Origin of the sequence: Aeromicrobium sp. REDSEA-S32_B7, assembly GCF_001626145.1 — a bacterium.
In the GTDB taxonomy this organism is placed as follows: Bacteria; Actinomycetota; Actinomycetes; order Propionibacteriales; family Nocardioidaceae; genus Aeromicrobium; species Aeromicrobium erythreum.
Genome location: NZ_LUNF01000025.1, coordinates 22,724 through 45,227, shown reverse-complemented (window position 1 = coordinate 45,227; position 22,504 = coordinate 22,724). Strand labels below are relative to the sequence as shown.

Sequence of the window (22,504 nt, the reverse complement as noted above, 5' to 3'; positions counted from 1 at the left end):
GCGTGGAACCGCCGAGGCGTCGCCGGCCCTCCCGTGCGGGGGAGGGGCCGACGACGCCCTCGGGGGCGAACCGTCAGACGACGGCGCCGTCGGTGTTCCGTCCGTCGTCGATCTGGGCGTACTTGTCGACGACCTTGGGCTTCTTGTCCGGGTCGTGCGGCCAGCGCTCCTCGAGCTTCACGGCGAGGGCGGACGCCGTGAAGATCGTCGACAGGATGCCGATCGAGAGCCCGAGCAGGAGGGCGATCGCGAAGTCGGTCAGCGAGTCGCCGCCGAGGAACGCGAGCGCCGCGAGGATGAACATGGCACCGAGGCCGGTGTTCACCGTGCGCGGGATCGTCTGCAGGATCGCCTCGTTCACCACGTCGCGCAGCCGTCGGCCGCGGTTCTCGCCCGTGTGCTCGCGGATGCGGTCGAACACGACGATCGTGTCGTTGACGGCGAGGCCGATGATCGACAGCACCGCGGCCAGGAACACGCCGTCGATCGGCTTGCCCCACCACGCGAAGATGCCGACCACGGTGAGCACGACCGACGACATCGACAGCTGGGCCGACACCGCGTAGGTCCAGCGGAACCTCCAGGCGAGGTAGACCATCTGCGCGGCGATGGCGATCGCGAACGCGATGAGCGCCTTGTCGCGCAGCTCCTTGCCGAGGCTCGGACCGATCAGCTCGTCGCGCTCCTTCGTGGCCTGGCCCGCGACCGACTCGACGGCCTCCTCGACCTCGACCGCCTCGTCGTTGGTGATGTCGTCGAGGCGGACGCTGACGTTCTCGCTCTGACCGTCGCCGGACGACTCCTGCACGACGGCGCGCGGGAAGCCGGCGTCGGACACCGCCTCGCGCACCTCCTGCACGTCGACGGCCTGGGCGGTGGAGAACTCGAGGATGCGCCCGCCCGTGAACTCGACGCCGAGGTTCAGGCCGCGCAGCAGGATGCCGCTGATCGACACGCCAGCGACGACCAGGGTGAGGCCGATCCAGAGCCCGCTGCGGCGCATTAGGTTCGGGCCGCGCTCGTTGAGCCACTTGCGGACCGGGCCCGTCGAGGCCACGCCGGTGAGACCGGGCCGCTTCTTCAGGAACGACCGCTTCACCGCGAACTCGGTGAGCACGCGTGCGACGACCAGCGCCGAGAACATCGACGCGATGGTGCCGATCGTCAGGGTGACGCCGAAGCCCTTGACCGGACCGGACGCCAGGAAGAACAGCAGCGCGGCGGCCAGCACCGTGGTGACGTTGGAGTCGAGGATGGCCGACCACGCCTTGTTGAAGCCGGTCGTGAGCGAGGTGTGCAGGTTGCCGTTCTTCTCGTACTCCTCGCGGGCTCGCTCGAACACCAGCACGTTGGCGTCGATGGCCAGGCCGATGGCGAGCACGAAGCCCGCCAGGCCGGGCAGCGTGAGGGTCGCGCCGAGCCAGACGAGCAGGCCGTAGGAGATCGCGGCGTAGGTGGCCAGCGCGAACGTCGCCATGAGCCCGACCACGCGGTACACGAGCACGATGAACAGGCCGGTCAGGATGATGCCGATGATGCCGGCCTCGATGGACGCGTCGATCGCCGCGTCGCCCAGCGTCGCGCCGACCGTGCGCTGCTCGATGACCTCGACGGGCACCGGGAGCGCGCCGCCCTTGATGAGGACGGCGAGGTCGTCGGCCTGGGCCTGGGTGAAGTTGCCGGTGATGCTGGTGCTGTTGCCGCCGCCGGAGCGGCACAAGTCGGGCTGGACGGCGGGGGAGGAGATGATGTCCTCGTCGAGCAGGATGGCGACCCGGTTGCCGCCCTCGGTGTTGGCGCAGGCGGCCGCGACGAGGTCGCGCCAGCCGGTGCGGCCCTCGCCGGCGAAGTTGACGTTCACGACCCACTGGCCCACGCCCTGCTGCGGCGTGGCGGCCTCGGCGTCGGAGACCCCCTCGCCGTCGACGAGCGTCGGGCCGAGGAGCAGCGGCTGGCCCTGCTCGTCGTTCGCGACGACCTGGCCGTCCTCGGGCTCCTGGCCCTCCTGCGCGGGGCGCAGGACCTCGTGGAAGGAGAGCTGGGCGGTCTGGCCGATGACCTCGGCCGCCTCCCGCGGGTCGGTCACGCCGGGGAGCTCGACGATGATCCGGCGGTCGCCGGACTGGGCGAGGGTCGGCTCGGCGACGCCCAGGGCGTCGACACGGCCGCGGATGACCTCCAGGGCCCGGGAGGTCGACTCGGCGTCGGCCTTGACGCGGTCGGTGTCCTGGGTCTCGAGGACGATCTGCGTGCCACCCTCGAGGTCGAGGCCGAGGTTGGCGGGCTTGAAGTAGGCGAAGGCGAGGGAAGCGGCGAGCACGGCGAACGCCGCGATCGCACGCCACAGAGGGGCGCGCTGGTGCATGGATGACTTTCGGGATGGACGACGGGACGGCTGACGAAGGTGCGTCAGGCCGTCGGCGGTCCGCGTCCCGCGGCGGCGGGTGCCTCGGACTCCACCACGGCGACCCCTGCGTCGACGACCGTGTCGCGGGCGAGGACCGGGGCGACGGGCGCGCTCTCGGGCGGCAGCGCCCAGAGGTCGAGGTGGTGCTGGTCGACGTGCTGGCCCGATGCCTTCACGTGCGCCGCCTGGTGGCTCGACGCAGCCGAGGTGTGCGTCGTCGTGGCCCGCTGGTGCGCCCCCGCGTGGGTGACGCCGATCCCGGCCACGAGGAACAGCCCGACGACGGCCGCGCTCAGGGCGGCAGCCAGCGTGCGGCGGGGTCCGGGCATGGGGTGCAGTCTAGGCGACGCGCGCGACGGGACCGTCGGCCTAGGCTCGGGGGCATGAGCCACGACCTCCTCCACCGTCCCCTCGGCCACTCCGGCATCCAGGTGCCCGTCGTCGGCATCGGCTGCAACGCCTTCGGCACGCGCATCGACGCCCCGCAGGTGCAGGCCGTGGTCGACGCCGCCCTCGAGCGGGGCGTCACCTTCTTCGACACCGCCGACGTCTACGGCTTCGGCGCGAGCGAGGAGCTGCTCGGCGCGGCGCTCGGGTCGCGGCGCGACGAGGTGGTCGTCGCCACGAAGTTCGGCATGGACATGCAGGGCCGCAACGGCGACGACGGTGGTCGACGCGGGAGCGCCGCCTACGTCCGGACCGCGGTCGAGGCCAGCCTGCGACGTCTGGGCACCGACCACGTCGACCTCTACCAGCTGCACACGCCCGACCCCGCCACCCCGCTCGACGAGACGCTCGAGGCGCTCGACACCCTCGTGCAGGCCGGCACGGTGCGCGCCGTCGGCTGCTCGAACTTCCAGTCCTGGCAGCTGGTCGACGCCGACTGGCGCGCTCGGACCGCCGGACTCACCCGGTTCGCCACGGCGCAGAACGAGTACTCGCTGTACAACCGGACCGCGGAGGTCGAGCTGACGCCGGCCTGCGAGCACCTCGACGTCGGGATCCTGCCGTACTTCCCGCTCGCCTACGGTCTGCTGACCGGCAAGTACCGGCGCGGGGAGGACGCGCCCGAGGGGACCCGGCTCGCGACGCAGTCCGAGCGGCTGGCGACGGCCGACTGGGAGCGCATCGACGCGCTCCAGTCCTTCGCCGACGCGCGGGGCATCTCGCTGCTGGAGCTGGCCATGGGTGGTCTGGCCGCGCAGCCGGCCGTCAGCAGCGTCATCGCGGGCGTCTCGCGCCCGGAGCAGGTGGCGGCGAACGCCGACGCCGCCTCCTGGCAGCCGACCGAGGACGACCTGGCGGAGCTCGCGTCGATCGGCCGGCCGACGCAGTCCTACACGACCTTCGCCCCGGCCTGAGCCCGCGGCGGCCGTGCGGGAGATGGGGCGCCGGGCCGGGAAGCGCCTCACGGCGCGTGGCCGCTCGTAGCGGCTATTTTTGGGACCCGGGGCTTACCGCGGCCCGGCGCGACCACCAGCCTAACGGGCCCCTGGGCGCGCACAAGCGCTGTGGGCGTGAGACCTGCGACGCCGGCTCGAGCGGGCCGCGAGCGACGACCGGACGAGGCGCCGCGGGCGCCTCAGTGCAGCGAGCCGGACCGCTCGAGCGCCGCCGCCCGACGCAGGTGCAGCGCCATGTCGAGCAGGCGCGCGCCGCTGTGCGCGTCGGCGTCGTCGAGCTGTCCGCGGCCGACGCCGACGATGTGCGCGAACGCCGCCGCGCGGTCGAGGACGACGTCGAGGTCGGTGACGACGATGCCGCGCACGACCGTGTCGACGAGGTCGACCACCTCGTCGGCGCCAGGCGGCTCGACGACGCCGGCGAGCATCTCGTGCACGGGCGCGAAGCCGCGCCCGGCGGCGAACTCGGCGGCGGCCTGGCGGGGCTGGCGGTGGACCCACTCGCGCAGCAGGTAGAGCCGCCACAGCGCGCCCGACAGCGTGTCGGGCGGGGCGTGCGACCACAGCTCGGCGATCACGCCGAGGCCCTCGGCGTCGGACAGGTGCAGCACGCGGTCGACGAGGTCGCGGTCGTCGCGGTCGATCGGTCCCCGCACGAGCAGGTGCGCGATCCGGTGGCCGGCGGCGGCCACCTCGGCCGGGTCGGTGTCGTGCGCGAGCGCCTCGAAGAGTCCCTGCCCGGGCAGGGACGGGCGATGGAAGTCGCTCATCCTGCGGACCGTCCGGGCATGGGCCCCACCGTATCCGGGGCCCGGTCGTCCGGCACCCAGATCGCGTGCGTCAGACGTGCGCGTCGGGTCGCGGGGCGGTGGGCGCCGCGCTCGCCTGGGGGCGCAGGTAGAGCCACAGCACCGGCACCACGTAGGCCACCCAGGCGATCGTCTGCAGCCAGGTCGGGTCGGGCTGGAAGTTCACGGTGCCCTTGAGGAGCGTGCCGTACCAGCTGTCGGGTGCGATGACACCGGAGACGTCGAACGCGAGGTTCGTGATGCCGGGCAGGATGCCGGCCTCCTGCAGGTCGTGGACGCCGTAGGCGAGCACGCCGGCGGCGACCACGATGAGCAGGGCACCCGTCACCTGGAAGAAGGTCGAGAGGTTGATGCGCAGGGCCCCGCGGTAGATGAGGTAGCCCAGGAGCACCGCGACGAGGATGCCTGTGGTCGCGCCGACGAACGGCGAGGCGGTGTAGCTGCCGGAGATCGTGGCCCAGATGATCGCGGCGGTCTCCAGGCCCTCGCGCCCGACGGTCAGGAACGCGACCGTGGCGATGGCGACGGGTCCGAGCTCGACCGCCGTCGCGAGCTCGCCTTCGAGCTCGCGCTTGAGCCCGCGGGCGGTACGGCGCATCCAGAAGATCATCCACGTGACCAGGGCGGCGGCGAGGATCGAGAGCGTCCCGCCGACGGCCTCCTGCCACACGAAGGGGAGCTGCTCGAAGGCGAGCGTCACGGCCGTGAACACGAGCACGACGAGGGCCAGCGCTCCGCCCACGCCGATCCAGATGTAGCGGACGTCGCGGCGGCGGTCCGTGCGCACGAGGTAGGCCAGCAGGATGCTGACGACGAGGCTGGCCTCCAGCCCCTCGCGCAGACCGATCAGGAAGTTGGCGAGCACACCGACATGCTACTCAGGTTCGCCTTGCCTCAGTGGGTGATCCCGCGCACGACTGAGGGTGCGTGACCGATCAGGGCGTCAGGGCGTCGACGAGGTCGGCGGCGACGAGCTCGACCTGCCACGGACGGGCCCCGCCCTCGGCGAGCGCGTCGCCGACGTGGACGACGTCGACGACGGTCGGCGGGTCCCAGGCCAGACCGCGGACGAGGCCGGGGGAGATGAGGTTCTCCGGCGGCAGGTCGTGCTGCTCGGCGATGCGCGTGACCGCCTCGCGGGCCGATGTCAGCCGCGCCGCGGCCTCGGGGTGCTTGTCGGCCCACGCGCGCGGCGGGGGCGGCCCCTCGCGGTGCTGCGTGGAGAGCGGCAGGGCGTCGTCGGGGAGGGCGAGGCCCTCCTCGACCGCGTCGAGCCACTGCTGCAGGAAGCGGCGCGGTCCGCGCGAGCGCATGACGGGCAGGTTGCGCAGCGTCGAGGCGTCGCGGGGAGCCTCGCGGGCGATCTCGAGGATGGAGGCGTCGGGCAGGATCCGCCCGGGCGTCGTGTCGCGTTGCTCGGCGATCCGGTCGCGCGCCTCCCAGAGGGCGCGCACCAGCCCGAGGGTACGTCGGCCACGGGCCCGGTGGATCCCCGACGTGCGCCGCCAGCGCTCCTCCTTCGGCGGCGCCCCCGTGAACGACAGCAGGGCCTCGAAGTCCTGCGCGGCCCACTCGCGCTTGCCGGCGCGCTCGAGGTCGGCCTCGATGAGGTTGCGCAGCTCGATGAGCACCTCGACGTCGAGCGCGGCGTACTCGAGCCAGGGCTCCGGCAGCGGTCGCGTCGACCAGTCGGCGGCCGAGTGCTCCTTGGCCAGGCTCAGCCCGAGGTAGTGCTCCACGAGGGAGGCCAGGCCCACGCGCGGGAGGTTGAGCAGCCGGCCGGCGAGCTCGGTGTCGAACAGGGCGGTCGGGTGCAGCCCGACCTCGGCGAGGCACGGCAGGTCCTGCGTGGCCGCGTGCAGGATCCACTCCGCGTCGCCGATCGCCTCGTCGAGGTCGACGAGGTCGTCGAAGGCGATGGGGTCGACCAGGCCGGTGCCGCTGCCGTCGCGGCGCACCTGCACGAGGTAGGCCCGCTGGGAGTAGCGGTAGCCCGACGCCCGCTCGGCGTCGAGGGCCACCGGACCGTGGCCGAGCGCGAGACGCGCGCAGTAGGCCACGTAGTCGTCGACCGTGTCGATGACGGGGGGCAGGGGGTCACGCAGCTGCAGACGTGGAAGAGGAGGAGCCTGCTCCTCCGGGCTCCCCGTCTCCTCGGGCACGGAGGTCAACGGCGACCTCGGCGACGCTGCAGCGGGACGACGCCCGGTGCGAGCGGAGGCAGACCGGCGAGCGTGCAGAGCAGCTCGGTCCAGGCGGCGACGTGCGCTCCGGCCTCGGAGGTGGGTGTCCAGGACGCGCGGATCTCGACCTGGGCCGAGCCGGTGTCGCCGGCCATCTCGCCGAAGGTCTCGGTGCTCACGACCGTGACGCTGCCGCTGGCGGCGGTGTGCGTGCCGCCCTGCGCCTCGAGCGCGTCGACCAGCCAGCTCCACCCGACGGTCGCCAGGGCGGGGTCCTCGGCCATCTCGCGCTCGACCTCGGCCCGCGCGAACGTGACGCAGCGGAACGTGCCGTCCCACGCGTCGTTGCCGGCGGGGTCGTGCAGCAGGATGAAGCGACCGGTGGCCACGTCGTCGCCGCCGACCTCGAGGTCGCCGCTCAGGGCGTGCGCGAACGGCGCGATCCGCTGGGGCGCGGGGATCTCGTCGACGACCACCTCGGGACGCACCGGTGCGGCCAGCAGCTGCTCCAGGGCAGCGGCGAACGCTGGAGGGGTGTGATCGAACTCGCTGCGGGCGCCCACAGGCCGATGGTAGGCACTCCGGGCGCCGACCGGGTCCCGACACGCAGACGGTGATCCCACCCCTGAGAGAATCCCTCGGTGACCACCTCCCCCTCCGCCCGGCTCGCCGAGAGCGACTTCCTGCGCGCGTGCCGTGGCGAGCCCACGAGCCGCACCCCTGTCTGGTTCATGCGTCAGGCGGGTCGCCACCTGCCGGAGTACCTGAAGGTGCGCGAGGGCGTCGCGATGCTCGACTCGTGCTTCACGACCGACCTCGTCGTCGAGATCACGATGCAGCCGGTGCGTCGCTACGGCGTCGACGCCGCCATCTTCTTCTCCGACATCGTCGTCCCGCTCAAGGCGATCGGGGTGGACCTCGACATCGTGCCCGGCACGGGACCGGTGATCGCCGACCCGATCCGTCGGCGCGGACAGCTCGACCAGCTGCGCCGGCTCGAGCCCGACGACGTGGAGAGCATCGCCGCGGCGGCGCGGGCGCTCGTGGGAGAGCTGGGCGGCACGCCGCTCATCGGCTTCGCCGGCGCGCCGTTCACGCTCGCGTCGTACCTCGTGGAGGGCGGGCCCTCGCGCGACCACCGGATCACGAAGCAGCTGATGTACTCCCAGACCGGCCTGTGGAACGACCTGCTCGAGCGGCTCTCGCACCTGGCGGCCGACTTCCTGCGCGTGCAGGTCGAGGCCGGCGCCTCCGCGGTGCAGCTGTTCGACTCGTGGGCCGGCGCGCTGTCGCCGTCGGACTACGAGACCTACGTGGCGCCCCACTCCCGACGCGTGCTCGAGTCGGTCGCCGACCTCGGCGTGCCGCGCATCCACTTCGGCGTCGGCACCGGCGAGCTGCTCGACCAGATGGGCGACGTCGGCGCCGACGTGGTCGGCGTCGACTGGCGCGTGCCGCTGGATCGCGCCATCGAGAAGGTCGGACCGCACCGCTCCGTGCAGGGCAACCTCGACCCGACGCTGCTGTTCGCGCCGGCCGACGTGCTGCACACGAAGGCGGCCGCCGCGATCGAGCGCGGTCGCGGTGCCCGGGGGCACGTCTTCAACCTCGGCCACGGCGTGCTGCCGCAGACCGACCCCGACGCGGTGAAGGGTCTCGTCGACTTCGTGCACGGCTACGAGCGCGTCTGATGCGCGTCGCCGTCGTCGGGGCCGGCATCGGCGGGCTGGTCGCCGCCCTCGACCTGCGTGAGGCCGGGTGCGACGTCGTCGTGCTCGAGGGTGCCGACCAGGTGGGCGGCAAGCTGCGCGTCGACGACGTCGGCGACCTGCGCGTCGACGTCGGCGCGGAGTCGATGCTGGCGCGTCGACCCGAGGCCGTCGACCTCGCCGCCCGGGTCGGGGCCGAGCTGACCCACCCGGCGACGACGTCGGCCGCGATCTGGACGCGGGGTGCGCTGCGTCCGCTGCCGCCGACGGTCATGGGCGTGCCTGCCGACCTCGACGCCCTCGAGGCGTCGGGGATCCTCGCCGAGCGTCCGGTGCCGCACGCCGAGCCGGTGCCCGACGACGACGTGTCGGTGGCGGCGTTCCTCGCGCCGCGGGTCGGTCGCGAGGTGGTCGACCGGCTCGTCGAGCCGCTGCTCGGCGGCGTGTACGCCGGTCACGCGGACCGCCTGTCGCTGCGCGCCGCCGCGCCGCAGGTGCTGGCGCTCGGCGCCGATCCTCTCGCGGGGGCCGCTGCCACCCGGGCCACGACGCGCACCCTCGCCACGCCGGTGTTCGCGGGCGTCGTCGGCGGGGTGGGCACGCTCCCGCAGCGTGTCGTCGAGCACGGTGACCTCGACGTGCGGCTCCGGTCGACCGTGCGGGCCGTGCGGGTCGACGGCGGTGTCTGGACGGTCTCCGCGGGCCCGGTGTCGGCGATCGAGACGTACGAGGTCGACGCGGTCGTCGTCGCGACACCGGCGCCGGCCACCGCGCGCCTGCTCGCCGAGGTCGCGCCGCCGGCGGCCTTCGCGCTGGCCGCCGTCGACTACGCCTCGATGGCGCTGGTGACGTTCGTGCTCGACGGGCCGATCGACGTGGAGGGCTCGGGATTCCTCGTGCCGCCGGTCGACGGCACGGTGGTGAAGGGCTCGACGATCTCCTCGCAGAAGTGGGCCTGGCTGGGGGAGCGGGCGGGTGACCGCACGGTCGTGCGCGCCTCGATCGGCAGGGCCGGCGACACCGCCGTGCTCCACCGCGACGACGCCGACGTGGCCGCGCTGGCGCTCGCCGACCTGACGTCCGCGTACGGCGGGCTGCCGCCGGTGCTGGCGTCGCACGTGCAGCGCTGGGGCGGCGGCCTGCCCCAGTACGACGTAGGCCACCTCGGCCGCGTGGCGACCGTCGAGGCGGCGGTCGCACTCGTCGACGGTCTCGAGGTGTGCGGTGCCGCCTACCACGGGGTGGGCATCCCGGCGGTCGTCGCGTCGGCCCGCGCCGCCGCGGCCCGCCTCCTCGCACGCTGAGCCGCGGGGGGAGAATGGACCCATGAGCGTGCCGAACCAGGGAAAGCTGGCCAAGGAGATCAACGAGACCATCCGCTACACGATGTGGTCGGTCTTCAAGCTCGAGCGGGTGCTCGGTGACGCCGACCGTGCCGCGGAGGCCGCCGAGGTCGACGACCTGGTGAAGCGTCTGGCCGACGAGGACGTCGTGGTCCGCGGCTTCTACGACGTCAGCGGCATGCGCGCCGACGCCGACCTCATGGTCTGGTGGCACGCGTCGTCGGCCGACGCGCTGCAGGCCGCCTACAACGCGTTCCGGCGGACCGCGCTGGGCTCGCGGATGGCGCCCGTGTGGTCGCAGACCGCCCTGCACCGTCCTGCGGAGTTCAACAAGTCGCACGTGCCCGCGTTCATGGCCGACGAGACCGTGCGCGACTGGGTCTGCGTGTACCCGTTCGTCCGCTCCTACGAGTGGTACCTGCTGCCCGACGAGGAGCGTCGCGCGATGCTCAAGGAGCACGGCATGCAGGCCCGCCCCTACCCCGACGTCCGCGCCAACACGGTCGCGTCGTTCGCGCTCGGCGACTACGAGTGGATCCTGGCGTTCGAGGCCGACGAGCTGCACCGCATCGTCGACCTCATGCGCGACCTGCGCGCCAGCACCGCCCGCCGCCACGTGCGCGAGGAGATCCCGTTCTACACCGGCCGCCGCCACGACCCGGCCGACCTCACCGCGCTCTGGCCCTGATCGGGGATTCCCAGGTCGACCTGGGAATCTTCAGCGAGGCACGGAAATCTCAGCCACGCACGGAGAGCAAGCCGTGCGTGGCTGAGATTTCCGGGTCGACCTGGGATGTCTCCCCGCAGGGCACGGGAAGCTCAGCAAGGCACGGGAAGTGCACCGCGCGTAGCAGCGATTCCGAGGTCGACCTCGGAAGCTCCAGCGAGGCACGGAAATCTCAGCCACGCACGGGAAGCAAGCCGTGCGCGCTGCAGATTCCCAGGTCCACCTGGGAATCTTCCGTCGACTGCCGAGGGATCAGACCGGGACCTGGGTCAGGCTGATGCCGTTGATGCAGAACCGCTGGTCGGTGGGGGTGGGGAAGCCCTCGCCCTCGAACACGTGGCCGAGGTGGGAGCCGCAGGTGGCGCAGCGGACCTCGACGCGACGCATGCCCATCGAGCGGTCCTCGATGTACTCGACGCGGTCCTCCGCGAGCGGGGCGTAGAAGGCAGGCCAGCCGCAGTGCGCGTCGAACTTGGTGTCGCTGCGGAACAGCTCGGAGCCGCACGCGCGGCAGGCGTACACGGCCTCCGTCGGGTCCGTCTCGAAGGGGGAGCTGAACGGCCGCTCGGTGCCGGCCTCGCGGAGCACGTGGTACTCGGCGGCGCTCAGCTCGGCGCGCCACTCCTCGTTGGACTTCTCGACGTCGTAGCTGGTCTTGCCCGCCTGGTCGCTCATGTCTCCAGCCTACGTTCAGGTGCAAGAGACCACCTGTTCACACGGGTGTGGGAGGAACGTCCTCGTGGGAGTGACGAGGACGGTGGCGACGGGTCTGCTGGTGACCGCGACGGCGGGGGCGGCCGCGGCGTGGGGGGCGCGGGCGGTGCTGCAGCACCAGGCCGCGCTCGCGCGCGCGGCGATCGGCAAGCCGCTCGGCGAGGACGCACCCCTTGCCGACCGCGTCTACAAGGAGCGGCACGGCGGCACCATCGACCTGCTCATGCTGGGCGACTCGATCGCCGCGGGGCTGGGTGCCGACGGACCGCGGGGCACGCTCGGTGCGCGGCTCGCCCGGCAGGTGTCCAAGCGCACCGAGCGCGCCGTGCGCCTGCGCACCGCCGCCGTGGTGGGGTCCGAGAGCAGCCGGCTGGCCGAGCAGCTCGCGTCGCTCCCGCCCGACTACACGCCCGACGTCGCGGTCGTCGTCGTGGGCGGCAACGACGTGACGCACCGGGTGCCGGTGGTCGAGTCGGTGCGCCACCTCGAGGCCTGCGTCTCGGCGCTGCGAGGTCGTGGCACCGCGGTGGTCGTCGGCACGTGCCCCGACCTCGGAGCGCTCACCCCCGTGCCGCAGCCCCTGCGCGCCCTCGGGTCGCGGGCCTCGCGCCAGCTCGCGGCCGCCCAGCAGGAGGCGGCCCTGCGCCACGGTGCCTACGTCGTCTCGCTCGCCGACGTCGTCGGGCCGTTCTTCATCACGAACCCCGACGAGATGTTCAGCCTCGACCGCTTCCACCCCAGCTCGCTCGGCTACAAGCGGACGGCGCAGGCGATGCTGCCGTCGGTGCTCGCGGCGCTGGGGGAGCACGACGAAGTGCCGTTCGGCCACCTCGCCCCCGACCTCACGGTCGTGCCAGGCGAGCGGGTCAGCGTCCCTGCCGCACCCAGCGCGTGAGCAGCGTGCCGTCGACGTCGACGGCGTGCGCCAGCCGCAGCGGCACCTCCGCCGGCTCCCCGCCGGTCGAGATGCGCTGACCGTCGCCGGCCACGAGGACGGGGGAGACGGTCAGGCACAGCTCGTCGACCAGGTCGAGCGCCGTGAGTCCGGCGAACAACGACGGGCCGCCCTCGCACAGCACCCGCTGCAGGCCGCGACGGCCGAGCTCGGCAAGGGCCTGCGGCCAGTCGACCTCGTCCTCACCGGTGAGCAGCACCTCCACGCCCGCGCCCTCGAGCGCCACCACCTGCTCCCCGTCGGCGGCTCCTGGCGCGATGACGAGCACGCCCGGGACCTTCAACCGGTCGGGCACGTCGAGGCTGCGGCTGACGAGCGCGAGCACGCCGTCGTCGATCGGTCCGTAGTCCTCCGACCGGGCGGTGCCGGCCGACACGAGCACGACGTCGCACAGCTCGCGCAGGAGCCCGAACACGGCCTGGTCGGCGTCGGTGCCGAGCGACCCCGACCGCCCGTCGGCCCCCTCCGCCGAGCCGTCGACGCTGCTGACGAAGTTGACCCGCACCCAGGCGCGGCCCTCCTCGAGGTCGGGGTACTCGTACAGTGCACGGTCGATCGTCGGCGTGGCCATGACGCCCACCCTAGGTACGGTGGCGCCATGTCGCAGAGCCTGAGCAGCACGCTGTCCGCCGTCAGCAGCCTCGCCGAGGTCGACTCCCGCTCGACCCCCGGCTTCGACGGCGACAAGGCGGCCGGCAAGGCCGCGCTCGCCGAGCTCGGCACCGAGCTGGCCGACCTGCAGGAGCGTCTGCACGCGCACGGCACGACGGGCGACCCGCGCTCCGTCCTGGTCGTGCTGCAGGGCATGGACACCTCGGGCAAGGGCGGCACGATCGAGAAGGTCGTCGGTCTGGTCAGCCCGCTCGGGGTCCGCATCGCCTCCTTCAAGAAGCCGACGCCCGAGGAGCTCGCCCACGACTTCCTGTGGCGGGTCGAGCGACGGTTGCCGTCGGCCGGCGAGCTCGGCGTATTCGACCGCTCCCACTACGAGGACGTGCTCATCGGGCGCGTGCGCCGGCTGGCCGACGTCGACGAGGTCGAGCGACGCTACGACGCGATCAACGCCTTCGAGCGCCGGTACGTCGAGTCCGGCGGCACGGTCCTCAAGTGCCTGCTGCACATCAGTCCCGACGACCAGGCCGCTCGACTCCTCGCCCGGCTCGACGACCCGACGAAGCACTGGAAGTTCAACCCGGGCGACATCGACGAGCGCGAGCTGTGGGACGACTACCAGGACGCGTACGACCTGGTGCTCCAGCGGACGTCGACCGACGTCGCCCCGTGGCACGTCGTGCCCAGCGGACGCAAGTGGTACCGCAACTGGGCGGTCGGCCGGCTGCTCCTGGAGCACCTGCGCGCGCTGGACCTGACCTGGCCCGAGGCCGACTACGACGTCGACGAGCAGCGCGCCCGGCTCGCTGCGTCGAGCTGACGTCAGCCCCGGCGCAGCAGCCGGGCGAGGGCCGGAGCCAGCAGCAGCACCAGCAGCAGCCGGAGCAGCTGGACGGCCGTCACGAAGGTGACGTTGCCGCCGGTGGAGGTCGACGTCGCGAGCACGGCGTAGAGGCCGCCGGGCGTCGTCGCCAGGTACGCGTCGAGCCGGCTCGTCCCGGTCGCCGCCGCGAGGGCGAGGCCCAGTCCCGCGCAGGTGACCATGGTGAGCGCGATGGAGACGGCAGCGGTCGGGAGCATCCGCGCGATCGACCGCAGGCTCTCCAGCGTGAACCGCAGCCCGACCTGGACGCCGATCGCGAGGTACCCGAGGCCCTCCACCCACGTCGGCACCCCGGCACGGCGTGCAGCGCCGCCGCGGTGACCACCGGGCCGAGGATGGCCGGCGACGGGAGGTGCGCGACGCGCCCCAGCAGCAGCCCCGAGCCGACGGCGAGGGCGCAGTAGAGCAGGTCGCGGCCGCTGCCGAGGACGAACCCGCCGGAGGCTGCACCACCGCGCTCGTGGAAGACGAGCCCGACCACGAGCGGCAGGCTGAACAGCACCACGAGGACGCGCAGGTACTGCAGCACGGTGACGACCCGGTCGTCGGCGCCGAGGTCGCGGGAGAGGGCCGTCATGCCCGACGCGCCGCCTGCGATCGAGGCGAAGGCAGCCGTCACGGGGGTCACACCGCGGTGCAGACGCAGCAGCTGCCCCGCCAGGACGCTCACGACGATCGTCGAGGCCGAGACCGCCACGACCACGGGCCACGACCAGCCGAGCGACGTGAACGTCCCCCAGTCGACCGAGGCACCGACGATCGTGCCGACGACGCCCTGGCCCGTGAGAGAGACCCAGCGGGGTGCGTCCAGCGGTCGGGGCGCGAGCCGGCCCGGGGCGAGCAGTGCGTACACGAGGGCGCCGAGCAGTCCGCCGAAGAGGAGTGCCGACGGCACCTGGGCGAGCTCGAGCGCCGTCGACGCGACGACGACGAGGATCCCGAGACGCAACCAGGCCCGCACCCGGGGAACGCTAGTCCCCGGGGTGCGGGCCCGGTGCGCCGGAGGGTCCGGCGGTGGGTCGTGCGGTGTCGTACCAGTGCCGGGGGGTGCTCAGGCGAAGAGCGCGTCCAGCGAGACCAGCTCGACGGCCCCGACCGCGTAGCGGGCCAGGATGACCTCGGCCACCTCGTCCGAGACGCCCAGTGGCTCGGCGACGGCGACGGCGCCGGCCTCGTACGCCAGCTCCTTCACCCGGTCGGGCAGGAAGCCCGGTGCGAGCATCAGCTGACCGACCGCGATGTTGCGGCGACCGTCGGCGCGGTGCGCCCGCACGGCCTCGCCCGCGGCGGGCGGCGCGCTCGACGCGAACGCAGCGATCGTCGGCAGCTTGTGGTGCGCGCCCCAGGCGCGGGCGGCCCGGGCGATGGTGGCGTTCGCGACCGCGTCGGACGAGCCGGCACCCGCGAGCACCAGGGCGTCGAGCTCGCGCACCCGGTTCTCGCGCAGCACCTCGCGCAGCCGACGGTCGAGCACGTGGAAGAACGCGTTCTCGATGCCGAGGACGTCGGTCACCTCGATCTGCAGCCCCTCGTGACGGGAGCGGGCCGCCTTCGCGGCCTCCGGCACGTCGACCTTGGCGTGGTAGGCCTCGGTGAGCAGCAGGGGGACGAGGACGATCTCGCTGTGACCCTCGGCGACCAGACGGTCGACGACGGCGTCGAGGTCGGGCTCAGAGTGGTCGAGGAACGCGGTGGCCACCCGGAGGTCGGGACGCATGCACGCCACGCGCTCCGTCAGGGCAGTGATGGTCTCGGCGGACCGCGGGTCGCGGCTGCCGTGCGCCAGGGCGATCAACGCTGGTGCAGTCATGCTGTCCTCCTTCCAGAGGGGTCGGTGGTGCTGGTGTGGGTGGGGGAGAGGAGTCCGATGAAGCCGAGCCGGAAGGCGCGCAGACAGCTGCGGCACTCCCACTCGCCGTGGGTCTCGCCGTGCGGACGCAGGTCCTCGTCGGCGCAGTACGGACAGTGGAACGGCGTCGCCCTCATCGCAGGACCTCCTCGTCGGCGCGGGCGACCCAGTGCGCGAACGACTCGTCGGCGTCGCGCTGCTCCAGGAACGTGCGCGACAGCTTCTCGACGTAGTCGGGCAGCTGCTCGCCGGTCACCTTGTGGGCGCGGAGCTTGCGGCCGAAGCCGGCCTCCAGCCCGAGGGCACCGCCGAGGTGCACCTGGAAGCCCTCCACCTGGTCGCCGTTCTCGTCGAGCACGAGCTGGCCCTTGAGGCCGATGTCGGCCGTCTGGATGCGGGCGCAGGAGTTCGGGCAGCCGTTCACGTTGACCGTGATCGGGGCGTCGAGCTCGGGAACGCGCTTCTCCAGCTCACCGATGAGGTCGGCCGCGCGGGCCTTCGTCTCGACGATGGCGAGCTTGCAGTACTCGATGCCGGTGCAGGCCATCGTGTTGCGACGCCACTGCGACGGCCGCGCGTGCAGGCCCAGCTCGGCCAGCGCCTCGACGAGCGACTCGACGCGGTCCTCCTCGACGTCGAGCACGACGAGCTTCTGCATGGGCGTGGTGGCGACGCGGTCGGAGCCGTGCGCCTCGACGACGTCGGCCACCCGGTTCAGCAGCGTGCCGGAGATGCGACCGACCGTCGCGGCGACGCCCACGTAGTAGCGGCCGTCCTTCTGGCGGTGCACGCCCACGTGGTCGACGGGCGTGGCCGGCACCTCGGGGGCGTCGAGTTCGACGAGGGTGCGCTCGAGGTACTCGGTCTCCAGCACCTCGCGGAACTTCTCGATGCCCCAGTCGGCCACGAGGAACTTGAGGCGGGCGCGGGAGCGGAGCCGGCGGTAGCCGTAGTCGCGGAAGATGCTGACGACGCCCTCCCACACCTCCGGCACCTCGTCGATCGGCACCCAGACGCCGACCCGCTGGGCGAGCATCGGGTTGGTGGACAGCCCGCCGCCGACCCACAGGTCGAAGCCGGGTCCGTGCTCGGGGTGCTCGGCGCCGATGAAGGCGATGTCGTTGATCTGCGGGACGACGTCGTGCCCAGGGTGTCCGCTGATCGCCGACTTGAACTTGCGCGGCAGGTTCGAGAAGGCGCGGTCGCCGATGTAGCGGCTCTCGACGGCCTCGATGGCCGGGCGGGCGTCGATGATCTCGTCGGCGCTGATGCCCGCGACGGGCGAGCCGAGGATGACGCGCGGGCAGTCGCCGCAGGCCTCCTGCGTCGACAGGCCGACACCCTCGAGCCGCTCCCAGATCGTGGGCATGTCGCGCACGTCGATCCAGTGGTACTGGACGTTCTGGCGGTCGGTGAGGTCGGCGCTGTCGCGCGCGAACTCCACGGAGATGTCGGCGATGGTGCGCAGCTGCGCGAGGTTCAGCTGTCCGCCGTCGATCCGCACGCGGAGCATGAAGTAGCGGTCGTCGAGCTCCTCCGGCTCGAGCGTCGCGGTCTTGCCGCCGTCGATCCCGGCCTTGCGCTGCGTGTACAGCCCCCACCAGCGGAAGCGTCCACGCAGGTCGCCGGGGTCGATGCTGTCGAAGCCGCGGTGCGCGTAGATGTTCTCGATGCGGGCGCGGACGTTCAGCGGGTTGTCGTCCTTCTTGGACTGCTCGTTCGCGTTGAGCGGCTCGCGGTAGCCCAACGCCCACTGGCCCTCGCCGCGACGGCGGCGGGCCGGACGGGAGGGGGGCGTGGTGGTGCTCGACGTCATGGGAGTCCTCGGGGAGGACGCGCGACGGCCGGTCGGGGACGGACGGGCGTCGCGCGTCGCGGCAGGTGGGTGCGGGCGCGGTGGGTCAGCGACACGCCATGGTGCGCGCACGACCGAGGTCGACGTGGAGACGTCCCACGAGCCAGAGCGGGTGCGCGATCAGCATGCGGACAGTGTTGCCAGCCCGTGGACGCCCCACAACTGCGGATCTCACTATGTGGTCCATGCGTCCACATCGTGGGATAGACGCGTCGAAACCGGTGCGACCGCAGACGGTGGCGTGACCGGGGTCACTCGGCGTGCGGCGACACCCACGAGACGACGAAGGTGCCCAGCAGGCCGCCCAGTAGGGCTCCGACGGCCACGACCAGCGCCAGCGGCCACGCCACGACGCCGGCGGTCGCCAGTCCCAGGACGGCGGCGGGCTGGGCCGCGGCGGCCAGGCCGACGCCGAGCAGGCCCCCGGCGGAGACGGGACCGACCACCTGCCAGGCGGGGCTTGCGGGGTCGCCGGCGAGCGTCGCCCACCCCGTGAGCAGGCCGACGACGGCCGCGAGGACGCCCCCGGCCAGCAGCGTCGGATCGTCCCAGACCAACCTCCCGCCGGGCAGGTCGAGGGCGGTGACGGCCGCCCCGGCCGCGACCGCACCCACGACCTGGGCGGCGACCACGGGCAGGGCGCCCGCAGCGGACGCGCGTCCGACCAGGGCGAGTGCCGTCAGCTGCACGGGACCGGCGAGGGCGACTCCCGAGCCGGTCGGCCCGTCGTGGAAGCGCGCGAGCCATGCCGTCGCCACCGCGACGGCAGCCACGGCGGCCACGGCCGTCGTCGCGTCGGTGGCCCGCAACGCCCATGCCGCGACCGCCGTCGTCAGGGCCGAGGCCACCGCGGCCAGCGCGAGCGGCTTCACCGGGCCGTCCCCGTCACGCGACGCACCGAGGTCGCGAGGCACCTCGTGCCTGCCCCCGCGTCGAGGGCGACGAGCGGGATCGCCCGGGTCGAGGGTGCGCGGCGGAAGGGATGCATGTCGATACCGTAGGGGCATGGCGGCTGAACGGGTAGGACGCCCGGCGGCCGTGGACCGGCTGGCGCGAGTCACGGCACGCACCGTCTCCCGCTGCATCCAGCACCGGGTCACCGGCCTCGCGGCCGAGGCGGCGTTCTTCGCGATCCTGTCGCTGCCGCCCCTGGTGTTCGGTCTCGCCGGCACGATCGGCTTCGTCGCCGAGCGCTACGACGTCGCCCAGGTCGACGTACTGAAGGACCGGGTGCTCGAGCTCTCGTCCCAGGCGCTCACGCAGGGCACCGTCGACCAGGTCATCGCGCCCACGCTCGACGAGGTGCTGAGGTCCGGGCGCATCGACGTCGTCTCCATCGGGTTCGTGCTCGCGCTGTGGTCGGGCTCGCGGGCGCTCAACGTCTTCCTCGACACCATCTCCATCCTCTACGGCCTCGGCGGCGTGCGCGGCATCGTCAAGACGAGGGCGCTGTCGTTCTCGCTGTACGTCGTCGCCCTCGCGATCGCGATCGTCGTCGTGCCGCTGGTGCTCGCCGGCCCGGAGGTGGCGGCGTCGGTCGTGCCCTCGCAGCTGGCCGTCCTGCAGCCGCTGTACTGGCCGGCGGTGCTGCTCGTCTCAGTCGGCTTCCTCGCGTCGCTCTACCACCTGGCCGTCCCGGTCAAGGTGTCGTGGAGGTCCGGGCTGCCGGGTGCGTTCTTCACGATGGGGCTGTGGATCGGCGGCAGCCTGCTCGTGCGGTGGGCGCTCGGCTTTTCCACCGGTGGCACCTCCATCTACGGTCCGCTCGCCGCGCCCATCGCCGTCCTGCTGTGGCTGTACGTCATCTCCATCGCCGTGCTCATCGGCGCTGCGATCAACGCCTCCTTCGACGAGGACCGCCACCCCCGTCCCGACCGCTAGAATCGTCGCCCGTGAAGAAGATGCGGAAGGTCGCGGCCCTCGTCGTGGTGCTGCTCGGGGTCGCAGCGCTGCTCTTCGCGCTGCGTTCGTGCAGCCCCGACGACGACGGCGGATCCGGCTCCAGCGCCGACCCGACACCGTCGGCGTCGGCCAGCCCGTCGCTCGCGCCGACCAAGATGACCACCACGCGGATCGAGCAGTCGATCAAGACCCGTCTGGACCAGAACGCCGGTCAGCCGACCCGCGTCGAGTGCCCCGACCGGGTGCTGCAGAAGATCGGCACGGCCTTCGACTGCCAGGTGTTCTTCGCCAACCAGCCGAACACGGCGGCCGTCGCGGTCGCGGCGGTCAAGATCGACGGCCCCGACGGCCACTTCACCTGGAACTCCAAGCCCGTGTCGCAGGGGGAGTGACGTGGGCGCGTCGAAGAAGGTACCCCCTCCCCGTCGGCGAGCCCGTCGCCGTCGGCCTCGCCGACCCCCTCCGCGTCGCCCACCCCGACCCGGTCGACGGCTCCGCGCCCCGCCCGACCCGCGCCCGCTGCTTCGCGGACGGTCCGGTCGACGGCTGCGGTGTCGGCGCAGGTGAAGGCATCGCTCGACGCCCAGGGTCGTCCCACAGTCGTCTCGTGCCCCCGATCGGTCCCGGCAGCGGTCGGCACGCGGTTCAGCTGCGCCGTCGCCTACGCGGCGCAGCCGTCGGTGGTCGTGGCCGACGCGATCGTGCGGATCACGTCGGCCGACGGCACCTTCACCTGGCGCTCCGTCTCGCGCACCTGACGTCGCTCCGGGTTGCGGTACTGGCAGACGCACCTAGATTGGAGCTACGCCGGGTCCGGCCGTCGGCTTGCGCAGCTCGACGGCCGCCCGGCGGTATCGCGTCAGGACGGGCCCGGGCCTCGAGCGGGACGCAGCAACGACGCAGACACCCAGTTCGCCACCAGCGCGCCCGTCGGCAGCAGCATGACCACGTACGCCCACCAGCCGTCGTCGCGGCGCTGCCAGGTGACGAGCAGGCCGGGGTAGGGCCGCAGGTCGACCTGGCGCGCGGACGGCGCCACCCACACGTGACGCGCGCGCTCGACCGACGACGTCTCCGGCGACGGCCTGGCTGCCGTGGAGCGCGGCGTGTCATGGGGGTGGGCGCTCACCCGGACGATGGTAGTCGAACACGTGGTCGAATGCGCAGCGGAACGGCTCGTCCTCGAGATGCGGATGCAGCAGACCTGCGTACCGTCGAGCGCACCGGTTCGGTGAGTTTCCCGGACCGGGCCAGCCTCACACCAGCCCCGCATCTCGCATGTCGGTGTGACGACGAGCGGCCCCGCCAGTGGCGGGGCCGCTGTCGTGCGCAGCGCGATGCCAGCGTCTCGGGCGTTCTGTCGCGACCGGGCTCGACGTACGCTCCCCGCATGAGGCGTCGTCTGGTCGCGGTCGCGGTGGTCCCCCTGCTGCTCCTGACGGCCTGCGGCGGGTCCGGCGGTGGGTCCGCGCCGATCGCCACGGAGCCGGGGCCGGCGGAGTCGGCGTCGGGTGCGCAGGGTGAGGTGCTCGAGCAGGCCGTCGTCCGCTACGTCGACGCCTTCCACGGCGGTCGCGCCGACGACGCGTACGCGTTTCTGTCCGCGCGGTGCCGTGAGGAGCTGCCGTTCGCCGAGTTCCGGCGGATGACGAGCCAGGCCACCGAGCTCGACGGTGACGACCCCCTGCGCGACGTCGACGTCACAGCCGACGGCGCACGCGGCACGGTGTCGTACGAGCTCGACGTCGAGTCGCTGTCGGAACGAGACCAGCCCTGGGTCCGGGAGGACGGCGGCTGGCGCAACGACGACTGCTGAGGCCGGTCGCACACGGACGACCGGGACGGCTCGGGGCGCGACGGCTCCCCGCGTCACGCCCCGAGTCGGTCAGCGTCGCCCCTGGCCGACGCGCTCCCGTGTCGACGGGTGGTGCGCCACGGGCGCACCGACCGACGTCGACGGCCTCCACTCAAGCAGAGGTCCCGGAGGGCCGCACTCCCATTCCTGGGACCCTGCCGGTCGGCATCGGTCCCCTCGTCGTCGCGACACGCCGGATGAACATTGTGCGGTTTCGTCCCGCAACGACCCGGGGACCTCTAGATTGAGCGCCGGCCCGGTCCGCAGCGCATGGCGGCCGGACCTGGCGGTGGGTCCGATTCCCGAGGTCGAGCCCGTCGTCTGATGAGGCCCGCGAGGCGTCCGGTGGTCCTCGTCGCCGCGCGGGCCCATCTCCTCTCGCTCTGACCGCTTGTCGACACGTGGTGGAGATCACATCGCAGACGGACTCGCACGCCGCGTGGGACCAGGTCATGGGGGAAGGCAGTACACAGCACCGTCGGGTTCAACCCAGGAGCCCCGAGTGCGAGCGGCTGGGGCGGCTTCGGCCGAAGCGCCCTGGCTGCGCTCGGGGGCCGCGTGCGCGACGATCAGCCCGGCCGCAGGTCGTGCACGAGGACCATGCCAAGGGACCTCGGCGCCGTCTCGACGAACCCCATCGAGGCGTACAGCCGGCGCCCGGGGGCGTCGGCCATGAGCGTCACGTACGGGTCGGGCGGAGCGACTTCGGCGATCTGCTCGAGCAGGTCGGTCAGGACCAGACGCCCCAGCCCGCGACCCTGGTGCTCCGGCAGGGTCGCCATGTCGGCGACGTGGAAGTACCAGCCGCCGTCGCCGATGACGCGACCCATGGCCACGGCCCGTCCCTCGTGCTCGACGACGCTCCACGCCCAGCTGCCCGCCAGCGCGCCCTCACCCTGGGTCGCGGACCTCGGGGTCAGGCCCGACGTGCTCCGCAGGCGGAGATAGTCCTCGAGCGTCGGGGGCGTCCTGAGGACCCGGTCACCGGTCGTCGTCATCGCACCGACGGTAGACGAGCGCGCGACGCCGTCCCGCGGGAGCCCGGGGACCGGCCACCAACGACGAGACGCCGCCCACGCTCTCGGGGAGATGAGAGTCGTCGACAGCGTCTCGCGGGCCCAGCTCCTCGTGAAGCAGGCGCAATGTCGTGGATCGTTCCTTGGGAGAGTGGATCAGCGACGGCACGAGGCTAGCGGCCTGGCGGGCGGCTCGACCACGTCTTCGGCCATGCCGAATCTCACCCCTGGACCCATCCACGCTGTGGCGGGCGACGAACATCTTGGCCGAGGAGAGTCGAC

General features: G+C 72.9%; 24 protein-coding genes and 2 pseudogenes. 10 read left to right on the top strand and 16 right to left on the bottom strand.

Features of this window, described 5'->3' with window-relative positions; genetic code table 11:
• Window positions 1–73: 73 nt before the first annotated feature.
• Window positions 74–2,365: a protein translocase subunit SecD gene (gene secD / locus A6Q79_RS01610; RefSeq protein WP_286691021.1), complete on the bottom strand. Its 2,292-nt coding sequence runs from the start codon at window positions 2,363–2,365 to the stop codon at window positions 74–76.
• A 44-nt stretch (window positions 2,366–2,409) separates the two neighbouring features.
• Window positions 2,410–2,736: a hypothetical protein gene (locus A6Q79_RS01605; protein ID WP_286691020.1), complete on the bottom strand. Its 327-nt coding sequence runs from the start codon at window positions 2,734–2,736 to the stop codon at window positions 2,410–2,412.
• A 54-nt stretch (window positions 2,737–2,790) separates the two neighbouring features.
• On the opposite strand from A6Q79_RS01605, the gene A6Q79_RS01600 reads away from it, so the two are divergent.
• Window positions 2,791–3,768 (top strand): aldo/keto reductase, encoded by a 978-nt coding sequence (locus tag A6Q79_RS01600; protein WP_286691019.1) that lies wholly within the window; start codon window positions 2,791–2,793, stop codon window positions 3,766–3,768.
• A gap of 221 nt (window positions 3,769–3,989) precedes the next feature.
• On the opposite strand, the gene A6Q79_RS01595 is transcribed toward A6Q79_RS01600, so the two are convergent.
• The 4 genes from A6Q79_RS01595 to A6Q79_RS01580 all read right to left on the bottom strand — a co-directional run bounded on the left by A6Q79_RS01595 (window position 3,990) and on the right by A6Q79_RS01580 (window position 7,365).
• Window positions 3,990–4,580, bottom strand: coding sequence for a hypothetical protein (locus tag A6Q79_RS01595; RefSeq protein ID WP_067858053.1), 591 nt, complete (start codon window positions 4,578–4,580; stop codon window positions 3,990–3,992).
• Between the two features lie 70 nt (window positions 4,581–4,650).
• Window positions 4,651–5,484, bottom strand: coding sequence for an iron uptake transporter permease EfeU (gene efeU / locus A6Q79_RS01590; RefSeq protein WP_067858050.1), 834 nt, complete (start codon window positions 5,482–5,484; stop codon window positions 4,651–4,653).
• A gap of 70 nt (window positions 5,485–5,554) precedes the next feature.
• On the bottom strand, window positions 5,555–6,781 hold the full coding sequence (locus A6Q79_RS01585) for a ribonuclease D (RefSeq protein WP_317695659.1): 1,227 nt from the start codon (window positions 6,779–6,781) through the stop codon (window positions 5,555–5,557).
• 5 nt (window positions 6,782–6,786) lie between these two features.
• Window positions 6,787–7,365, bottom strand: coding sequence for a DUF3000 domain-containing protein (locus A6Q79_RS01580; RefSeq protein WP_067858047.1), 579 nt, complete (start codon window positions 7,363–7,365; stop codon window positions 6,787–6,789).
• A gap of 78 nt (window positions 7,366–7,443) precedes the next feature.
• Between A6Q79_RS01580 and hemE the strand changes: the two genes are divergently transcribed.
• Genes hemE through hemQ form a run of 3 tightly spaced genes read left to right on the top strand, consistent with a single transcriptional unit; the run spans window position 7,444 to window position 10,542 of the window.
• Window positions 7,444–8,493, top strand: coding sequence for a uroporphyrinogen decarboxylase (gene hemE, locus A6Q79_RS01575; protein WP_067858044.1), 1,050 nt, complete (start codon window positions 7,444–7,446; stop codon window positions 8,491–8,493).
• Complete coding sequence (gene hemG, locus A6Q79_RS01570) at window positions 8,493–9,815, top strand: protoporphyrinogen oxidase (protein WP_286691017.1); 1,323 nt, start codon at window positions 8,493–8,495, stop codon at window positions 9,813–9,815. The genes hemE and hemG overlap by 1 nt, the downstream gene beginning before the upstream one ends.
• 22 nt (window positions 9,816–9,837) lie before the next feature.
• Window positions 9,838–10,542, top strand: coding sequence for a hydrogen peroxide-dependent heme synthase (gene hemQ / locus A6Q79_RS01565; RefSeq protein ID WP_067858038.1), 705 nt, complete (start codon window positions 9,838–9,840; stop codon window positions 10,540–10,542).
• Between the two features lie 291 nt (window positions 10,543–10,833).
• Here hemQ and msrB read toward each other — a convergent pair whose 3' ends face one another.
• The gene (gene msrB / locus A6Q79_RS01560; protein ID WP_067858035.1) at window positions 10,834–11,256 is read right to left on the bottom strand and encodes a peptide-methionine (R)-S-oxide reductase MsrB; all 423 of its coding nucleotides are present in this window, start codon (window positions 11,254–11,256) and stop codon (window positions 10,834–10,836) included.
• Window positions 11,257–11,320: 64 nt separating this feature from the next.
• Between msrB and A6Q79_RS01555 the strand changes: the two genes are divergently transcribed.
• A complete protein-coding gene (locus tag A6Q79_RS01555; RefSeq protein WP_286691016.1) occupies window positions 11,321–12,190 on the top strand; it encodes an SGNH/GDSL hydrolase family protein in 870 nt (289 codons plus the stop codon).
• Here the strand turns inward: A6Q79_RS01555 and A6Q79_RS01550 are convergent.
• Window positions 12,162–12,821 carry a dihydrofolate reductase family protein gene (locus A6Q79_RS01550; protein WP_286691015.1) on the bottom strand — a complete coding sequence of 220 codons (660 nt, stop codon included), beginning with the start codon at window positions 12,819–12,821 and terminating at the stop codon, window positions 12,162–12,164. The two genes, A6Q79_RS01555 and A6Q79_RS01550, sit on opposite strands and share 29 nt — an antisense overlap.
• A gap of 27 nt (window positions 12,822–12,848) precedes the next feature.
• On the opposite strand from A6Q79_RS01550, the gene A6Q79_RS01545 reads away from it, so the two are divergent.
• The gene (locus tag A6Q79_RS01545) at window positions 12,849–13,682 is read left to right on the top strand and encodes a PPK2 family polyphosphate kinase (protein WP_067858029.1); all 834 of its coding nucleotides are present in this window, start codon (window positions 12,849–12,851) and stop codon (window positions 13,680–13,682) included.
• A 2-nt stretch (window positions 13,683–13,684) separates the two neighbouring features.
• Here the strand turns inward: A6Q79_RS01545 and A6Q79_RS01540 are convergent, their stop codons facing one another.
• The 6 genes and pseudogenes from A6Q79_RS01540 to A6Q79_RS01520 all read right to left on the bottom strand — a co-directional run bounded on the left by A6Q79_RS01540 (window position 13,685) and on the right by A6Q79_RS01520 (window position 18,321).
• A complete protein-coding gene (locus A6Q79_RS01540; protein ID WP_317695649.1) occupies window positions 13,685–14,035 on the bottom strand; it encodes an AbrB family transcriptional regulator in 351 nt (116 codons plus the stop codon).
• A gap of 20 nt (window positions 14,036–14,055) precedes the next feature.
• Window positions 14,056–14,706, bottom strand: a pseudogene (locus A6Q79_RS18530) (AbrB family transcriptional regulator); the annotation flags it as partial.
• Between the two features lie 90 nt (window positions 14,707–14,796).
• Window positions 14,797–15,555: a sirohydrochlorin chelatase gene (locus tag A6Q79_RS01535; RefSeq protein ID WP_067858023.1), complete on the bottom strand. Its 759-nt coding sequence runs from the start codon at window positions 15,553–15,555 to the stop codon at window positions 14,797–14,799.
• The gene (locus A6Q79_RS01530; RefSeq protein ID WP_253025321.1) at window positions 15,552–15,731 is read right to left on the bottom strand and encodes a hypothetical protein; all 180 of its coding nucleotides are present in this window, start codon (window positions 15,729–15,731) and stop codon (window positions 15,552–15,554) included. The genes A6Q79_RS01535 and A6Q79_RS01530 overlap by 4 nt, the downstream gene beginning before the upstream one ends.
• The gene (locus A6Q79_RS01525; RefSeq protein ID WP_286691013.1) at window positions 15,728–17,410 is read right to left on the bottom strand and encodes a nitrite/sulfite reductase; all 1,683 of its coding nucleotides are present in this window, start codon (window positions 17,408–17,410) and stop codon (window positions 15,728–15,730) included. Before A6Q79_RS01525 ends, A6Q79_RS01530 begins: the two co-directional genes overlap by 4 nt.
• A gap of 290 nt (window positions 17,411–17,700) precedes the next feature.
• On the bottom strand, window positions 17,701–18,321 hold the full coding sequence (locus A6Q79_RS01520; protein WP_144433745.1) for a hypothetical protein: 621 nt from the start codon (window positions 18,319–18,321) through the stop codon (window positions 17,701–17,703).
• 133 nt (window positions 18,322–18,454) lie between these two features.
• On the opposite strand from A6Q79_RS01520, the gene A6Q79_RS01515 reads away from it, so the two are divergent.
• The 3 genes and pseudogenes from A6Q79_RS01515 to A6Q79_RS01505 all read left to right on the top strand — a co-directional run.
• On the top strand, window positions 18,455–19,330 hold the full coding sequence (locus tag A6Q79_RS01515) for a YihY/virulence factor BrkB family protein (RefSeq protein WP_067858014.1): 876 nt from the start codon (window positions 18,455–18,457) through the stop codon (window positions 19,328–19,330).
• Between the two features lie 11 nt (window positions 19,331–19,341).
• Window positions 19,342–19,743 carry a DUF4333 domain-containing protein gene (locus tag A6Q79_RS01510; protein WP_067858011.1) on the top strand — a complete coding sequence of 134 codons (402 nt, stop codon included), beginning with the start codon at window positions 19,342–19,344 and terminating at the stop codon, window positions 19,741–19,743.
• 147 nt (window positions 19,744–19,890) lie between these two features.
• A pseudogene (locus A6Q79_RS01505) lies at window positions 19,891–20,109 on the top strand (DUF4333 domain-containing protein); the annotation flags it as partial.
• A 101-nt stretch (window positions 20,110–20,210) separates the two neighbouring features.
• Here A6Q79_RS01505 and A6Q79_RS01500 read toward each other — a convergent pair.
• Window positions 20,211–20,480: a hypothetical protein gene (locus A6Q79_RS01500; RefSeq protein WP_286691012.1), complete on the bottom strand. Its 270-nt coding sequence runs from the start codon at window positions 20,478–20,480 to the stop codon at window positions 20,211–20,213.
• A 261-nt stretch (window positions 20,481–20,741) separates the two neighbouring features.
• On the opposite strand from A6Q79_RS01500, the gene A6Q79_RS01495 reads away from it, so the two are divergent.
• Window positions 20,742–21,167, top strand: coding sequence for a hypothetical protein (locus A6Q79_RS01495; RefSeq protein ID WP_286691011.1), 426 nt, complete (start codon window positions 20,742–20,744; stop codon window positions 21,165–21,167).
• 608 nt (window positions 21,168–21,775) lie between these two features.
• On the opposite strand, the gene A6Q79_RS01490 is transcribed toward A6Q79_RS01495, so the two are convergent.
• Entirely contained in the window at window positions 21,776–22,204 is a 429-nt protein-coding gene (locus tag A6Q79_RS01490) for a GNAT family N-acetyltransferase (protein WP_286691010.1), read from the bottom strand.
• Window positions 22,205–22,504 lie beyond the last annotated feature (300 nt).

What these genes read in the sequence shown, in the direction of transcription:
- A6Q79_RS01530 (WP_253025321.1), bottom strand. Translation starts at nt 15,731, where the DNA reads ATGAGGGCGACGCCGTTCCACTGTCCGTACTGCGCCGACGAGGACCTG.
- A6Q79_RS01490 (WP_286691010.1), bottom strand. Translation starts at nt 22,204, where the DNA reads ATGACGACGACCGGTGACCGGGTCCTCAGGACGCCCCCGACGCTCGAG.
- hemQ (WP_067858038.1), top strand. Translation starts at nt 9,838, where the DNA reads ATGAGCGTGCCGAACCAGGGAAAGCTGGCCAAGGAGATCAACGAGACC.
- A6Q79_RS01550 (WP_286691015.1), bottom strand. Translation starts at nt 12,821, where the DNA reads ATGGCCACGCCGACGATCGACCGTGCACTGTACGAGTACCCCGACCTC.
- hemG (WP_286691017.1), top strand. Translation starts at nt 8,493, where the DNA reads ATGCGCGTCGCCGTCGTCGGGGCCGGCATCGGCGGGCTGGTCGCCGCC.
- A6Q79_RS01515 (WP_067858014.1), top strand. Translation starts at nt 18,455, where the DNA reads ATGGCGGCTGAACGGGTAGGACGCCCGGCGGCCGTGGACCGGCTGGCG.
- A6Q79_RS01525 (WP_286691013.1), bottom strand. Translation starts at nt 17,410, where the DNA reads ATGACGTCGAGCACCACCACGCCCCCCTCCCGTCCGGCCCGCCGCCGT.
- A6Q79_RS01495 (WP_286691011.1), top strand. Translation starts at nt 20,742, where the DNA reads ATGAGGCGTCGTCTGGTCGCGGTCGCGGTGGTCCCCCTGCTGCTCCTG.
- msrB (WP_067858035.1), bottom strand. Translation starts at nt 11,256, where the DNA reads ATGAGCGACCAGGCGGGCAAGACCAGCTACGACGTCGAGAAGTCCAAC.
- A6Q79_RS01535 (WP_067858023.1), bottom strand. Translation starts at nt 15,555, where the DNA reads ATGACTGCACCAGCGTTGATCGCCCTGGCGCACGGCAGCCGCGACCCG.
- A6Q79_RS01605 (WP_286691020.1), bottom strand. Translation starts at nt 2,736, where the DNA reads ATGCCCGGACCCCGCCGCACGCTGGCTGCCGCCCTGAGCGCGGCCGTC.
- A6Q79_RS01595 (WP_067858053.1), bottom strand. Translation starts at nt 4,580, where the DNA reads ATGAGCGACTTCCATCGCCCGTCCCTGCCCGGGCAGGGACTCTTCGAG.
- A6Q79_RS01545 (WP_067858029.1), top strand. Translation starts at nt 12,849, where the DNA reads ATGTCGCAGAGCCTGAGCAGCACGCTGTCCGCCGTCAGCAGCCTCGCC.
- A6Q79_RS01600 (WP_286691019.1), top strand. Translation starts at nt 2,791, where the DNA reads ATGAGCCACGACCTCCTCCACCGTCCCCTCGGCCACTCCGGCATCCAG.
- secD (WP_286691021.1), bottom strand. Translation starts at nt 2,365, where the DNA reads ATGCACCAGCGCGCCCCTCTGTGGCGTGCGATCGCGGCGTTCGCCGTG.